This is a genomic window from Mesorhizobium sp. M0478 (assembly GCF_040321305.1).
Classification (GTDB): Bacteria; Pseudomonadota; Alphaproteobacteria; order Rhizobiales; family Rhizobiaceae; genus Mesorhizobium.
On sequence record NZ_JAMYRH010000002.1, the window covers coordinates 387511 to 401283 of the forward strand.

Annotated in this window: 15 protein-coding genes and 1 pseudogene; 11 read left to right on the forward strand and 5 right to left on the reverse strand. The window is 59.7% G+C overall.

Features of this window, described 5'->3' with window-relative positions; translation table 11 throughout:
* Nucleotides 1–89: 89 nt before the first annotated feature.
* Nucleotides 90–314, reverse strand: a complete 225-nt coding sequence (locus NKI64_RS06230) for a hypothetical protein (RefSeq protein WP_031207872.1) — start codon at nucleotides 312–314, stop codon at nucleotides 90–92.
* Between the two features lie 236 nt (nucleotides 315–550).
* Between NKI64_RS06230 and NKI64_RS06235 the strand changes: the two genes are divergently transcribed.
* The 3 genes from NKI64_RS06235 (at nucleotide 551) to NKI64_RS06245 (ending at nucleotide 4085) form a co-directional block, all read left to right on the forward strand.
* The gene (locus NKI64_RS06235; protein WP_352667026.1) at nucleotides 551–1528 is read left to right on the forward strand and encodes a chromate resistance protein ChrB domain-containing protein; all 978 of its coding nucleotides are present in this window, start codon (nucleotides 551–553) and stop codon (nucleotides 1526–1528) included.
* Between the two features lie 17 nt (nucleotides 1529–1545).
* A complete protein-coding gene (gene chrA, locus NKI64_RS06240) occupies nucleotides 1546–2961 on the forward strand; it encodes a chromate efflux transporter (protein ID WP_352667029.1) in 1416 nt (471 codons plus the stop codon).
* A gap of 86 nt (nucleotides 2962–3047) precedes the next feature.
* Nucleotides 3048–4085, forward strand: coding sequence for a Cj0069 family protein (locus tag NKI64_RS06245; RefSeq protein WP_352667032.1), 1038 nt, complete (start codon nucleotides 3048–3050; stop codon nucleotides 4083–4085).
* A gap of 229 nt (nucleotides 4086–4314) precedes the next feature.
* Here the strand turns inward: NKI64_RS06245 and NKI64_RS06250 are convergent, their stop codons facing one another.
* On the reverse strand, nucleotides 4315–4959 hold the full coding sequence (locus NKI64_RS06250) for a TetR/AcrR family transcriptional regulator (RefSeq protein WP_023669890.1): 645 nt from the start codon (nucleotides 4957–4959) through the stop codon (nucleotides 4315–4317).
* A gap of 153 nt (nucleotides 4960–5112) precedes the next feature.
* On the opposite strand from NKI64_RS06250, the gene NKI64_RS06255 reads away from it, so the two are divergent.
* The 7 genes from NKI64_RS06255 to NKI64_RS06285 all read left to right on the forward strand — a co-directional run bounded on the left by NKI64_RS06255 (nucleotide 5113) and on the right by NKI64_RS06285 (nucleotide 11352).
* Nucleotides 5113–5925: a class I SAM-dependent methyltransferase gene (locus tag NKI64_RS06255; protein ID WP_050588535.1), complete on the forward strand. Its 813-nt coding sequence runs from the start codon at nucleotides 5113–5115 to the stop codon at nucleotides 5923–5925.
* Nucleotides 5926–5932: 7 nt separating this feature from the next.
* Nucleotides 5933–6607 carry a hypothetical protein gene (locus NKI64_RS06260; RefSeq protein WP_156940642.1) on the forward strand — a complete coding sequence of 225 codons (675 nt, stop codon included), beginning with the start codon at nucleotides 5933–5935 and terminating at the stop codon, nucleotides 6605–6607.
* Between the two features lie 87 nt (nucleotides 6608–6694).
* On the forward strand, nucleotides 6695–7339 hold the full coding sequence (locus NKI64_RS06265; RefSeq protein ID WP_460221597.1) for a DUF1007 family protein: 645 nt from the start codon (nucleotides 6695–6697) through the stop codon (nucleotides 7337–7339).
* A gap of 20 nt (nucleotides 7340–7359) precedes the next feature.
* Nucleotides 7360–8076 carry a HoxN/HupN/NixA family nickel/cobalt transporter gene (locus tag NKI64_RS06270; protein WP_023669894.1) on the forward strand — a complete coding sequence of 239 codons (717 nt, stop codon included), beginning with the start codon at nucleotides 7360–7362 and terminating at the stop codon, nucleotides 8074–8076.
* A 478-nt stretch (nucleotides 8077–8554) separates the two neighbouring features.
* Nucleotides 8555–9898, forward strand: a complete 1344-nt coding sequence (locus NKI64_RS06275; protein WP_023669895.1) for a hemolysin family protein — start codon at nucleotides 8555–8557, stop codon at nucleotides 9896–9898.
* Nucleotides 9899–10847: 949 nt separating this feature from the next.
* Nucleotides 10848–10985: a YHYH domain-containing protein gene (locus tag NKI64_RS06280; protein WP_023669898.1), complete on the forward strand. Its 138-nt coding sequence runs from the start codon at nucleotides 10848–10850 to the stop codon at nucleotides 10983–10985.
* 127 nt (nucleotides 10986–11112) lie between these two features.
* Nucleotides 11113–11352, forward strand: coding sequence for a hypothetical protein (locus NKI64_RS06285; protein WP_156933401.1), 240 nt, complete (start codon nucleotides 11113–11115; stop codon nucleotides 11350–11352).
* Between the two features lie 282 nt (nucleotides 11353–11634).
* Here the strand turns inward: NKI64_RS06285 and NKI64_RS06290 are convergent.
* Both NKI64_RS06290 and NKI64_RS06295 read right to left on the reverse strand, forming a co-directional pair.
* Nucleotides 11635–11864: pseudogene (locus tag NKI64_RS06290) on the reverse strand (hypothetical protein).
* A 3-nt stretch (nucleotides 11865–11867) separates the two neighbouring features.
* Nucleotides 11868–12017 (reverse strand): hypothetical protein, encoded by a 150-nt coding sequence (locus NKI64_RS06295; protein ID WP_352667038.1) that lies wholly within the window; start codon nucleotides 12015–12017, stop codon nucleotides 11868–11870.
* A gap of 661 nt (nucleotides 12018–12678) precedes the next feature.
* Between NKI64_RS06295 and NKI64_RS06300 the strand changes: the two genes are divergently transcribed.
* The gene (locus NKI64_RS06300) at nucleotides 12679–12990 is read left to right on the forward strand and encodes a DUF736 domain-containing protein (RefSeq protein ID WP_023669902.1); all 312 of its coding nucleotides are present in this window, start codon (nucleotides 12679–12681) and stop codon (nucleotides 12988–12990) included.
* Between the two features lie 88 nt (nucleotides 12991–13078).
* Here the strand turns inward: NKI64_RS06300 and NKI64_RS06305 are convergent, their stop codons facing one another.
* Nucleotides 13079–13609 (reverse strand): Ros/MucR family transcriptional regulator, encoded by a 531-nt coding sequence (locus NKI64_RS06305; RefSeq protein WP_352667041.1) that lies wholly within the window; start codon nucleotides 13607–13609, stop codon nucleotides 13079–13081.
* Between the last annotated feature and the right edge of the window lie 164 nt (nucleotides 13610–13773).

The following is a 13773-nucleotide window of genomic DNA, read 5'->3' on the forward strand; positions in this document are numbered from 1 at the left end:
GCACGGCCATCCGTGAGCAGGCGCACGTTATGCCCAAACGAGAAATGATACAAGTGTTGCATCTTGCTCAGACGTTTGATACCGGTCGCTTATGGGCGAGAGGGGATCGATCCCAGCTGCGCCGGGTATTCCACCAAGGACGAGGAGCGAACCATCTGCGGCTGAACCGCAGTCCTCAGGGGCGGCACGCCTTGGGTGGTTGCCACCACCGATGTCGCTTCCGAAAGGCCCGCGGTCACCTCGACGCGACCGTTGTCGGTGACACCAGCCTTGATGGCGAGGCGTGTGATGCGATTGTCCGTAACTGTGTACACGAAGGTGCCGTCGCCACTACTTCCGGGGCCTCCATTCCTGCCGGACGACGTTCGAGGGGCGCCACATGAGCTTTCTTTCTTCGCCCGGAAGTGCGCTGGGGCGCTTCGACAACCGACGATGAGCTTCGCCCGCATTGAAGTATGGTGTCTCTGCGGATTTTGGCCATTTAGTATGGTTTGCGCATGAGTCATGATACAAGTGTTGCATCTAATTCAGTCCATGATACGGTTCACTTATGAGTGAGGGGCAATTGCAGGAGCAGCGCTGGCTGCTCCTGATTTATCAGCTGCCAAGCAAGCCCGCCTATTTCCGGGTGAAGATCTGGCGACGGTTGCAAGGCATCGGCGCGGTCGCAGTCAAAAGCACCGTTTACGCCCTGCCGGCGAATGCCGAGATGCAGGAGGATTTCGAATGGCTTCTGAAGGAGATCGTCGCCGGCGGCGGCGAGGCCATGATTTGCGAGGCGCGCCTTGTCGACGGTCTGTCGGACGCGCAGGTGCGGGCGATGTTCGACGCGGCCCGTGATGCCGACTATGCGGAGATCGCTGGGGAAGCGCGCGAGCTGGCTGCAGCGATTGGGGCCGACGCGACATCGGAAAAACACGCAGAAGCGCGTCCGCAACTTGGTCGCTTGCGCAAGCGGCTCACTGAAGTGGTGATGATCGACTTTTTTGGTGCCAGCGGTCGCCTCACGATCGAGGGACTGATCGGCGAACTTGAAACACAGCTTACAGAGGACAAGGCCATGACCAAGGAACCGAAGAAGGCCGCCGAGCCGAGCGAGCTCAAGGGCCGAATCTGGGTCACGCGCCGGGACGTGCATGTCGACCGCATCGCCTGCAGTTGGCTGATCCGCCGGTTCATCGATGCTGACGCGATCATCCGCTTCGTAGCGGGCAAGGGATACGTGCCAAAGGAGGGGGAATTGCGCTTCGACATGTTCGAAGGCGAAATCACCCATGAGGGCGATCGCTGCAGCTTCGAAGTTCTGCTTACCCGCGCCGGCATCAATGATCCGGCACTCCAGGCCATCGCCGAGATCGTCCATGACATCGACCTCAAGGACAACAAGTTCGGTCGCGAGGAGGCGACTGGGATTGCCAGTCTGATTGCAGGCATCGCCATGGCGAACGAGAGCGACGAACAGCGGATCGCGCAGGGCGCTCCTGTCTTCGACAACCTCTATCAGTATTTCCGCAAGAAACGCGGATGACCGCAGGGACTCAAACTATGGCCAATCTGGAGCAGTCCGTCACGACGCCGCCATCTCTGGCCGAAACCCACGACCATGACATTTCGTTTGCGGACGCCATGCGAGTATGGGCCCGCGTTGCAATGCTCAGCTTCGGCGGCCCGGCCGGCCAGATCGCCATGATGCATCGGATCGTCGTTGAGGAAAAGCGCTGGATCGGCGAGACGAGATTCCTGCATGCGCTCAACTACTGCACGCTGCTGCCCGGTCCGGAGGCGCAGCAATTGGCCATCTATATTGGCTGGCTCATGCACAAGACCAAAGGCGGCCTCGTCGCGGGAATCCTGTTCGTGCTGCCAGGCGCGGTCGCCATCATGGTCCTGAGCTGGATCTACGCCATCTTCGGCAACGTTGGCGCTATCCAGGCGCTCTTCTTCGGCCTGAAGGCGGCGGTTCTGGCCATCGTGCTCGAAGCGGTCCTGCGGATCGGCAGGAGGGCGCTCAGGAACAATGTGATGGTCGGCCTCGCTGCGGCAGCCTTCATCGCCCTGTTCTTCTTCCATGCACCGTTCCCGCTGGTCATCCTGTTTGCGGCCGTGATCGGCTACGTCGGGGGCAAGATGGGTTGGGCCGCATTCCAGCCAGGCAATGGACATGGCAAGCTTGGTGGCAAGCAGGTCGATGATGTCGACTCGGCGCTTGGCGAAGGGATGCCGGCGCATGCCCGGCCATCCATCGAATGGTCGCTGAAGATTGCGGCGGTGTTTCTGCTGCTATGGTTCGTTCCGGTCCTTTTCTTGTTGCTGTTTCTTGGGCAAGGCAATGTCTTCACCGACATCGCCATCTTCTTTTCCAAGATGGCGGTGGTGACGTTCGGCGGGGCCTATGCGGTGCTTGCCTATGTCGCCCAGCAAGGAGTCGAGCACTATGGCTGGCTGAAGCCTGGAGAAATGCTGGATGGCCTCGGCATGGCCGAAACAACGCCGGGTCCGCTGATCATGGTCACTCAATTCGTTGGTTTCATGGGAGCATTCCGGGAGCCGGGGGTTCTTAACGCGTTGGTCGCTGGAACGCTCGGCGGCCTTCTGACGACGTGGGTGACCTTCGTCCCGTGCTTCCTGTGGATATTTCTCGGCGCGCCGTACATAGAGACGATGCGCAGCAACAAGGCCCTGTCAGCCGCACTGTCGACCATCACGGCAGCGGTGGTTGGAGTGATCCTGAACCTCGCGGTGTGGTTCGCGCTTCATGTCCTGTTTCGCGATTTGCATGAGATCGGCTTGCTGGGCATGAGGCTCGACGTGCCAGTCCTCGGTTCCCTCAACATTCCGTCTCTCGTACTGACCCTCGGTGCGATGCTGGCGGTATTCCGCTTCAAGGTCGGCGTGATCCCGATGCTAGCGGCATGTTCGATCCTGGGCGTGCTTTTCGGCGTCGCGGCGGGCTCGGTCTAGGGCGATCTTTCTGCTCGGATGCGAGCATCGCAGTCTATTTCGTATCGGGGCTGCCTGATGGGCGAGCAAGTAGGAGGCGAGGTATAATGGGCACGAGGCGAGTGGCTGTGGTCTGGCGCGGTGACCGGGAGGCGCGTCGCACGGCGACACCGCAGAACAACCGGTTTCATCGCGTGTTCGAGGAACTCGCTGCGATCGGTGTTCACGCCGAACCGGCCGTTTATGACGAAGAGTTTGCCGAGGAGGTTCGGACCCAGCTCCTGGCGACGGACGGCGTGCTGGTCTGGGTCGATCCCTTGCACGAGGGAAAAACCCGTGCGGTGCTTGACCCGCTGCTGCGCGACGTGGCGGCACGCGGCCCCTGGGTGAGTGCACATCCAGACGTGATCCTGAAAATGGGCGTGAAGGAAGTTCTGCACCGTACGAAGCATCTCGGATGGGGAACCGATACTTACCTCTACGGCTCCGCCGAGGCTTTTCGCGAGGCGTTTCCGGAGCGGCTTCGAACGGCCGGTCCACGGGTGCTGAAGCAGAACCGCGGCAATGGCGGCCAGGGAGTATGGAAGGTCGAGCTGATCGGTTCGCTTCCTGGCGGAGAGCCGGCGGTTCGGGTGCTGCACGCGCGACGCGGCAGTACGCCGGAAGAACTCGCACTGCCGGATTTCATGGCGCGCTGCGAGGTGTATTTGACACCCGATGGCTGCATCGTGGATCAGCCATTCCAACCGCGTTTACCCGACGGGATGATCCGCTGTTACATGGGCGCCGACAAGGTGGTCGGCTTTGGCCACCAGTTCATCAAGGCCCTAATCCCGCCACCTCCTGAAGGGCCAGATTCCGAGGCTGCGCAACCAGGGCCGCGGATAATGCATCCCGCCACGGCCGAACCGTTTCAGTCGCTGCGGACCAATATGGAAACCGGGTGGACGCCGCAAATGATGGCTGTGCTAGGCGTCGATGCCAGGTCGCTGCCGATCATTTGGGATGCCGATTTTCTCTACGGACCACGGACTGTGTCAGGTGAAGACACGTATGTGCTTTGTGAGATCAACGTCAGCTCGGTCTTTGCCATCCCCGATCAAGCGCCGGCCGAAATAGCTCGACTCGTTGCCATGCGATTTTGAATCGACGAAGATTGGCGGTCCGAGTGGGGCTCTGGCCGAACGCGGTTCGGCGGTCAGTCCGATGGTCGCCGGACCCCTGCTTGCCGTTTCCGGTTTCGGCTGACCAATTCTCGTCGCCGGTGGCTTGAACACCATCTACGAAATCCTTTGCTCATGACGTTTCGCAAGATTCGGCCGCCCGAGGAACGTTAGCCTCAACCGGCGCGAGATCTGGATTTGGAAGGTCTTGCTAGGGTGACCGCCCCGGAAGAGCTGAACCCGCCATCCGCTGGAACAGGTCGTCGACCTGGGCCGGCGATAGGCTGGAGTCCTCGGCGATCCACCAGGCAAGCACCGAGAGAAAGGCTCCCGATATGAACTGGACGACGAATTCCAGCGGCACGCCCGCGTCGCCGATCCGCTTGCCAGACAGTTCGGTTCGCACTGCGCGCCGTATGCGTTCACGCAATTGATCGTGGATCGTGTCGCCGCTGCTCGCAAGTAGCGCTTTGTGAAGCGACCGGAACGCCCGCGCGTGCTCGAACATCGGCAGGCTGAATTCGAACAGGCGATTGCCTGTCTTTTCGTCTGCCGACACGCGCCTGCTCAGCGACAGCAGATGCGCCTCAAGGGCCGCGCTGCGCAATTCGTCCTTGCCGGCATAGTGCGTATAGAAGGTCGACCTGCCGACATCAGCTTTCTGGCAGATGTCTTCCACGGTGAGAGCCGCATAGCCGCACTCTGGGATCAGAGCAATCAGCGCGTCCTGCAGCATGGCGCGCGTGCGCGCGACACGACGGTCGATCGTACCCCTGTCGTCGGGCCGCTCGATTTTAATGGTCATTGCTCTTTCCACCGTGCGGTTTGGGACGTTCAGCGGTCCGTTGTCCAGCAACAGCGCTAATGGACAATCTGTCCAGTATGATACGCCGAGTCCAGAAGCTCAAGAATGCCTTGAGCACTCCGGAAACGGACGAGGAGGCAAAAGGAAATGCACCAATTTGGTCATCGGGCTGGAAACGGACAGCATTCGCGAAAGGGTGTTATTATGCTTGCCGTGCTCGTCAAACTGTCGCTGGTCAGCGGTTTTCTACTAATGCTTCATTTCGGGGACGGCTATCTCAATGCCGGTGCTTGGACGGCTGCAGTCCACGGCCTCATCCTCGCTGCGGTCGCGGCATTCGCACTCTGGGGCGGCTTCCATCACATGCGGACTGCCGGCGCGCATGGCGCCGGCGAAAGGGGCATCGGCATCGTCCTGCATAGGGCGGTCGGCTATGACCTGCTTGCGCGCGTCCTGACTTGGGGCCGCGAGGACCGGTTCCGTGAATTCATGCTGCGTCTGGCAAGGCTCCAGCCCGGCGAGGCGATGCTCGATGTCGCCTGCGGTACGGGCACGCTTGCCATAGCCGCGAGACGGTTGGTCGGAGCGGTCGGACGCGTCACGGGCGTCGACGCATCGGTCGAAATGGTCGAGAGGGCGCGCGTCAAGGCTACGCGAGCCGGCGTTGATCTTACCTTCGTCCAGGCGACGGCCCAGGAACTTCCCTTCGAGGATGGCCAATTCGACATCGTGATCGGTACGCTCATGCTGCATCACCTGCCGAAACCCGACCGATCGACCTTCTTCCGTGAAGCGGAGCGGGTTCTGAAGCCGGGAGGCCGACTGCTGCTGATCGACTTCGGAAGGCCGCTGCACGAATCCAGATTGCCGAGGCTCCATCGGCACGGGCATATCGACATGAATGCGGTCGGAACTCTACTGGTCGAGACAGGCTTCAGGGTCGACGATACCGGCGCCGTCGGGACCATGAACCTCGATTATGTGCGCGCGACCACGGACAAGATCCTGCCTGCCTGAGCGCGGCATGCCGCGGCGACCGGACCGGGCGCGCCGCCGCCAGGAACACGCGCGGGCCGGTAGTCGCGGGCCGCGCTGCATTGCGTGCGTAGCCGCCGCGGCGCTATCTTGCCGATTGGCTATCCCGGCCTGCTTCGATACGCGAGTCTACCGAATGCCCAAGACCTACTTGTCCTTGACGCTTGCGGCCGCATGGTTGGCATCACCGCTTGCGCATGCCGATGGCGTCGACCGGGCGCTGGATGCCTTCCACGCGACATGCCTGGCGCACGGCCCCGACTTCGAGCGAACCGCGACATTGGCAAAGACGCGCGGATGGACGCCGCTCGTCGACGGCGCGGCACTTGCTCCTGTGGATGCCATGAAGGCGTTCCGCGGATGGCAGGTCACCGGCGACGACCTTCCGGCCGGAACGATGGTCGCGGTGACCAGGGCTACCATGGACGGCAGGTCCGTCCAGACCTGCTCGCTCAAGCTTTTCGATGTCGACCGCGCCGAGTTTGAAAAACGGTTCTTCCACCGCACCGACGCCGAAAAAATCGGCGAGGAGAGGAAGGGCAGGCAGGTTTCCCGGCTGTTCATACTGATCGCGGGCAATCGCAAGCAGCTCGTGCATTTGACGTCGCCAGCCGTTCGGAGCACAGCGAACGCCATCATAGCAAGTTCGATCGTCGATGATTGAAAAGGCTTCGCGGGCCGCGTCCCAATTTAGCCTGCTTGCGCTGCCAGATCACTCGGTTGGCGCGCAATGACGAGAAAGCGAGCGCAAATGCGACTGACCAGCACGATTTTTGGCATGGCGCTCCTGCTCGCCTCCACCGTCGCGGTCGGCGCTCATCCTCATGTCTTCGCGGAAGCCCGTTTGGACCTAACGGTTGGCGCTGACAAGTCGGTCAAGTCGCTCAAGCATCTCTGGCGGTTCGACGAGCTCTTCTCCTCGACGGTGCTGATGGAGTTCGACAAGAATTCCGACCTTACTCTGGACGCCGAAGAACTCGACGCCGCCGCCCTCACCATCCATGCCTCACTGGAAGAATACAATTATTTCCAAATGGTCACTGTGGAAGGCAAGGACGTGGCGATGACGCCGCCGGCGAGGCTGGTCACTAGCTACGAGAACAATCAACTCGTCATCCAATTCGAGACGCAGCCGAAAGACACGTTGGCGCTCGCCGGCAAGGTGAGCATCGGCGTCTACGATCCGACCTTCTACACCGCGATCGATTTCACCGATGACGATAAGATCGCCGTGGCTGGCCTACCGAAAGATTGCACGAGGGCAGTCGTCCGCCCCGATCCGAATACCGCAATCGCACAGAATCAGACGAAATTGACGGATGCCTTCTTCAGCGATCCGACCGGAACCGATCTCGGCAAGATATTCGCGACACGCCTTGAATTGACGTGCGGTTGAAGCGGCGGAACGGATAGAACGTGTTTTTCCAAACCCTGGTCGAGTTTCAACGCACGATATACTTGGCGCTCGCCGAACAGATCAAATTGCTGTCAGCCGGGGGCGACTGGCTGGCGTTCACTGCCTTCCTGCCGATGGGTGTCCTGTTCGGAGCTGCGCATGCTTTGACACCCGGACACAGCAAAGCCGTGCTGGCTACCTATTTGGCCGGATCGGATGCCAGCATCCGTCGCGGCCTACTGGTGTCGCTGACACTCTCCTTCACCCATGTCACGATTGCCGTTGTGATTGCAGCCCTCTCGTTGCCATTGGTCTCGATTGCGCTGGGCAGCGTCGGCCGGGCGCCGCTTTTGGAGGATGTCAGTCGTGGCCTGCTCGGGTTAATTGGTCTGTGGATGCTTTGGCGGGCGCTCAGCCACGGTCATCACCATCAGCATGAAGGCGAGGTTGTGGGCGTCATGGCCGGCCTGATCCCATGTCCATTGACGCTCTTCGCGATGACCTTCGCGATCTCAAGAGGTGTTCCGGTCGCGGGCATACTCTTTGCAATCACCATGATGGCCGGCGTGGCACTGACGTTGTCTTGCGTGGCAGTTCTGTCGATCCTGTTTCGGGAACGGCTGGTGCATTTCTTCGACCGTCGGCCGCGCCTGTTCGATGTGATATCGCGAACTATCGAAGGTACCGCCGGCCTTATTCTTACTGGCGTGGCTGTCTGGCAAATCTCGTCGAAATGAGAAAGTTTGACCGACCGCCAAGGCCACAGCGATTCTCATAGGGATCACATTGCAATTAACGACGTCGTGCCATTAAGTGCCGGCACGCGTGGTTCGGGTTTGGGTTTAGAACATTGAGCGACCGTCAGAAGATCATTTGGATGATAGCGCTGGCGATCCTCGCCGGCATCGCGGTGATATTGCTAAATCACTGGATCAAAGGCGATCTCTACGCGGCGGGTCCATTGACTTCGACTACCCAGACGCCACATTTAGTTCGGCCGGCATGACCGGTTCTTTTTCTATCCGATTTCTGGCCCGCCGGTTCGCGCCGGCGGATTTTTTGCGGGGGTAGGATACTCAGCGCGGATTTGGCTATCTTGCCCCTGATTGTCAGAGGCGGAGCTGCGGTGATCGCTCCGCAATGATGGCCAACGGCGGTTTCACGACGGCATACGCGCTTGAGAGATGAGAGTGGCTGTTTCATAAAGAGGATATCATGCCTGCGGACGATGGTAGTCTACGCGACATTCTTGGAATTCTGTTGGTTCTCCTACTCGTAGGCGCCAACGGTTTCTTTGTCGCCGCCGAATTTGCGCTGGTCGCGGTTAGACGAAGCCGCGTCGACGAATTGGCTACAGCTGGACGCTCGAACGCCAGCCTCCTTCAACGGGCTTTGGTGAATCTCGATGCGAACCTTGCAGCAACTCAGCTCGGCATCACCATCTCATCGCTGGCGCTCGGTTGGGTCGGCGAGCCTGCACTCGCTCATCTGATCGAGCCACTCCTCTTGGGAGTGATGGGGTCGCTGGCCACGGCAGCTTCGCACACCATTGCCGTCGCAATCGCCTTCATCATCATAACCGCGCTACACATTGTCCTGGGTGAACTAGCGCCGAAAAGTCTGGCGCTCCAGCGCAGCGAGAGCACGGCACTTCGGGTCGTCCGCCCTCTCGGTCTGTTCCTGTTCCTGCTCAGGCCGGCGATTCTTGTTCTCAACGGTCTCGGCAATCTGGTGCTGCGTCTGTGCGGTCTGCGTCCGGGCACAGGCGAGGAGTCCTTGCATTCGCCCGAAGAGCTGAAGCTGCTCGTGGCGGCAAGCCAGGAGGCAGGGCTCCTTCATCAGACGCAACAGGAACTGGTCGAGCGTGTCTTCAACATCGGCGATCGGCGCATTGCCGACATCATGACACCGCGACGCGATATCGACTGGATCGATACCGACGACATCCCTGACGAGATTCTGCGCACCATCCGGCAATGTCGCCATGAGCAGCTTCTGGTCGGCCGTGGGGGGATAGACGAACCGCTTGGCATGATTCTGAAGAAGGACCTTCTCGACCAGGTGCTCGACGGCAAAACGCTTGACCCGATGGCGGTCATCCGAGAACCTTTGATCGTTCACGAGGCAACGCCGATTTTCCGTGTACTCGATCAGTTCAAGCGGACGCCGGTGCGTCTGGCGATCGTCATCGACGAATATGGCGCTCTGGAGGGGATCGTCACCCAGACCGATCTGCTCGAAGCCATCGCAGGCGACCTTCCTGACCTGGACAATGAGGACCCTGATGTCATCGAGCGCGATGACGGGTCCTTGCTCATCGACGGAATGATGCTGGCGCACGATGCGTTCGCTCGCCTAGGATTCCGATCGGGGTCTGCCGAAGGGGATTTTCACACGATCGCTGGGTTCGCCTTGTCAAGCCTTGGGCACTTGCCGGAAGCCGGTGAGCACTTTGACTACGAGGGCTGGCGCTTCGAGATCCTCGATATGGATGGAAGGCGGATCGACAAGCTGCTCGCTCGCCGTGAGCCGCCTACATCCAAGCCGGCAACCAGTTGAGACTGACCGCGCGACAGGCCGGTAAGCCGGCCGGCCTTTTGCGCGCGAATATTCCCACTTTTCGAACCCACGCTCCCACAGTAGTCCCTATCCACAAACGCCCGTCAGTTCGCCCAGGACGCGTATCCGCTGGAGTCACAGTGACTGGTGAGCGTCTTCGCGTCGCGCTATGTGATCAATGGAACCGACAGTTGAGGGTCTAAATGGACGCCAAGAGCGCCGTCTGGCTGATTATTGGGGTCCTGGTGGTGCTAGTGGTGGCCTTTCTCACCGCAATGGCATTCGGGCTGCTATGAGTCAGCCAGGCTGATCGACACTCGCCACAGGCCGTTGTGACCGCCGGGGCGGTGGCACCCCCATTACCACAGCGACTGCGCGACGGAGGGACATGTCGGTTGCGTGTCGACGAACGACCACAGATGCGGCATGCGGCAATTTTTTGCGGCGAAGAATGATTTTTGAATCGTGTACAGAAGTCATGGCCAAGACCAATCCCAAATCCCCTGATTTTCCGCCGCCGCGCCGTTGACCCGCTTTGAGAAAGCCGAGTTCGCGAAGCTTTGCGATCCGAAAGGCCGTCGAAAATCAACTTGCGCCGACAGATGCCTCGCTGGTCTGTGATCTGGTAACGGCGAGGTCGCGCTCATCGCCATGCGAGCCCTGTTCAAGCGCGCTGTGGCCGATTGCAGCGACTCCGAATTTCTTTCGACGAAACGACATCTGCTGTCGATCACCAGCGGCATTGACCGGACAACGGCGGCCACGCAAAAGATGGCCGCGCAATTGGGCGTCTAAGTCCGTCGCTCGCCATTTCATCGGCCGATCTTGATGCGCGGGAGCAATATTGGATATTGAACATCGGCACTTAACCAGTAGGTAATTTGCAATCAGCCAGTTGTGCTAACTCCACGATAGTGCTCTTCTGTCCGAATTATCTTGGGAGGGCGATATGAAATCCACAATTCTTGCCGCCATGGCGGCTTTGACCATGTTGGCATTTTCGGTGGATACCTTCGCACACGGCGGCGGCACCGATGCCAATGGGTGCCATACCAACCACAAGACTGGCGAGTATCACTGCCACTGATATCAGGACCAAATTGCGTGATTTGGGTTCGTGCGAGTAGGCATATTCGCGGCGCCTGGATAGCAGCGTTGCTCACCATGGGGGGGCGCAGATGAGAATTCGAAGGCTGTTCCACTTGGGCACATTGATGCTTGCGGCGGCATCAGCCACGCCATGTCATGCGCAGGGGACTTTCGGAGGAAATGACTGCACCGAAGATTGTTCCGGGCATAAAGCTGGCTACGACTGGGCTGAGCAAAATCAGATTTCCAACGACAGCGACTGCAGCTCAAACAGCCAATCATTTAATGAGGGTTGCCAAACCTTCGTCGAAGACCCGTCTCGCGGTTCGGACGAAGACGATGAAGGCGAAGAGATAGACGACTGAGATACAGCGCTGATTCGGATAAGGATCCAGCCGGCGGCTTCCCGTCGTGTAGGCGCGGTCGCTTTTGGTGTGGCATCTTTCATCGGCTGCGCTCATGCCGAAGACGCGTGCGACCCAAACTACGCGGGAGCCTGCGTTCCAATCGCCAGCGACGTCGATTGCTCCTCCGGAAAGGGCAATGGTCCGCCTATGTACGCGGCCCGGTCACTGTTGTCGGCAGGGATATCTATGATCTGGACCGCGACGGCGATGGGATCGGCTGCGAAAACGGCTAGAGCCACGCTACGGCTTGGACGGCCCTGTCCCGTTCCACTGGATGAACGCCACTTCCTTCCCGGTGACTTCCCGCACGGCTTTCAACAGCACCTCATGCAGGACGCGCGTCTGCCGGTAGTCGTCGCTATGGGGCGATATAAACGGCTGATGATACTTAAGTGCAGTGCCTCCGCTGCCGTCGCAAAGCGCTCAATTTCAGCCTGTGATAATTGCTGCGAACCTTTCGACCTGGCCATGTCCTATCCTCGAAATCTCTCTGTGTGCCAGACGACCTTGCCGTCGATCTTCATCGGCTTGTGGATCATCAAGCGCTTCGGCAGATGCTCGGGATGCACCTCCAAACCAATGGTCGAACCGGGAATTTCCACCACTCTTATCGGGAAAGTCACGCAGCGCATCACCTCGGCGTCAGACGCCCGGCGTGAATCCGACCTTCCAGCAATGCCTCACCGCGCGTCGGCGTGACCGCAGCGGGAACATTCGGCCATGCGGTGGAGGATCAGGTGTGGCGCATCTATAGGAAATCGTCGGCATCTGTCGGCTTAGAAGTGCTGCCCTCAGCAATCAATTGGTCGCCTTCGGAGCCGCCCTGAACGCGATGACGATTCAGCCCAAAGATTAGGGAAATCGGACGTCCCTTCTTCACCGGTTAGGAGTAGGACCAACACCGCCCTGGCGCGTGAGGAAGGTCTGTGGCCGAAATTCAGAAGCGCAGGGCGCAAGCTACAATGGCCCTGACTGATCTTAGCCAATGTGGCGTTCCTTCCGGGTATTCTTTCCAGGCCACGCCCAAGGCGTCCTCGAATGGATTGGGTCTGACCGAAGACCGTCTTCGTTTCACTCCGTCTCGATCGTCTTCTCGCAACGTCGGCGCTGCGTTTTCTTCCCCTGTCCGCTGCGCGTCCATTCCTCACGGTCCAAGAAAGCCTCGCGTCGCCGTCTTCCACTTCGTTTCAGCCCCTTCGGGATGCAGACCGATCGTTTCCGGTCTCACGTCCACCATCGAGGCCGCGATGGGCGCGGCCCGAGAAAACACAAAGGAACATCACCATGGCTACGATCGGCACTTTCTCCCGCACCGCGAACGGCTTCTCCGGCTCGGTCAAGACCCTCAATCTCAACGTCAAGACGGTAACGTTCGCTCCGACGGATGGCGAAAATGAAAAGGGTCCCGACTTCCGCATCTTCGCTGGCGCCACCGAGTTCGGGGCGGCATGGAAGAAGACCTCGCGCGAGGGACGCGACTACCACTCGGTCAAGCTCGACGATCCCAGCTTCCCCGCTCCGATCTATGCGAGCCTGGTCGAGACCGACACCGAGGGTGAGTTCTCGCTCATCTGGTCACGCCGCGCCGCAGAGTGACCCGACAAAACACGAAGCCCCGCCGCAAGGCGGGGCTTTGCCATGTTCAGGTCCTATACAACTTGGCACGTCCGCTAGGTGCAGCGCGTTACGCTTTGGCCGGCGCCTTGCGGACCTTCTTCAGCGGCGACTTCATGGCCGCCGCAGTCGTCGCCGCTGCCGCCGCACGAGTAGCCCGTTTTGGTTTTTCCGCCGCGGCAGACGTGGACGTCGCCGCCTTGCGCCCGAGCCCTATTGATTTCGCCAGAGCCGACCGGGTAGCCGCGTAGTTCGGCGCCACCATCGGATAGTCGGACGGCAGGTTCCATTTCTGCCGGTATTCGTCGGGGGTCAGGTTGAAGTGCTGAAGGTGCCGCTTGAGCGATTTGAATTTCCTTCCGTCTTCCAGACAGATGATGAAGTCAGGTGTCACCGATTTCTTGATCGAAACTGCCGGGTCCTGTTTTACCACAGGTTCTACCGCCGGCGTGCCGATGCCATTCAGGGCGGCATGGATGTCGCCGATGAGTTTCGGCAACTCGCCAACCGGTACTGGATTGTGCGATACATAGGCGGCGACAATGTCAGCCGTTATCGACACGGTATCCAGTTTGTTGCCTTGCTCGAGAGCAGTGGTCATATGATTTCCCTTTTTTGTATCGGATGAATTGAGCGACGTTTGATTTTTCTAGCCTGCCCACGGCGCAAATAGTACGTTTCTTCGTAAAATCCACCTCTTTTGCGCAACATGACAAGAGTAAGTTTCGCTTCTGTTGTCCCATCGGCTGGGATGCTTTTGCCTAT

Bases quoted from the DNA above. Each gene is read 5' to 3' on its own strand.
- NKI64_RS06245 (WP_352667032.1), top strand. From the start codon at position 3,048: ATGGGCACGAGGCGAGTGGCTGTGGTCTGGCGCGGTGACCGGGAGGCG.
- NKI64_RS06265 (WP_460221597.1), top strand. From the start codon at position 6,695: ATGCGACTGACCAGCACGATTTTTGGCATGGCGCTCCTGCTCGCCTCC.
- NKI64_RS06305 (WP_352667041.1), bottom strand. From the start codon at position 13,609: ATGACCACTGCTCTCGAGCAAGGCAACAAACTGGATACCGTGTCGATA.
- NKI64_RS06255 (WP_050588535.1), top strand. From the start codon at position 5,113: ATGCTTGCCGTGCTCGTCAAACTGTCGCTGGTCAGCGGTTTTCTACTA.
- NKI64_RS06300 (WP_023669902.1), top strand. From the start codon at position 12,679: ATGGCTACGATCGGCACTTTCTCCCGCACCGCGAACGGCTTCTCCGGC.
- NKI64_RS06285 (WP_156933401.1), top strand. From the start codon at position 11,113: ATGCTTGCGGCGGCATCAGCCACGCCATGTCATGCGCAGGGGACTTTC.
- NKI64_RS06280 (WP_023669898.1), top strand. From the start codon at position 10,848: ATGAAATCCACAATTCTTGCCGCCATGGCGGCTTTGACCATGTTGGCA.
- chrA (WP_352667029.1), top strand. From the start codon at position 1,546: ATGGCCAATCTGGAGCAGTCCGTCACGACGCCGCCATCTCTGGCCGAA.
- NKI64_RS06235 (WP_352667026.1), top strand. From the start codon at position 551: ATGAGTGAGGGGCAATTGCAGGAGCAGCGCTGGCTGCTCCTGATTTAT.
- NKI64_RS06260 (WP_156940642.1), top strand. From the start codon at position 5,933: ATGCCGCGGCGACCGGACCGGGCGCGCCGCCGCCAGGAACACGCGCGG.
- NKI64_RS06275 (WP_023669895.1), top strand. From the start codon at position 8,555: ATGCCTGCGGACGATGGTAGTCTACGCGACATTCTTGGAATTCTGTTG.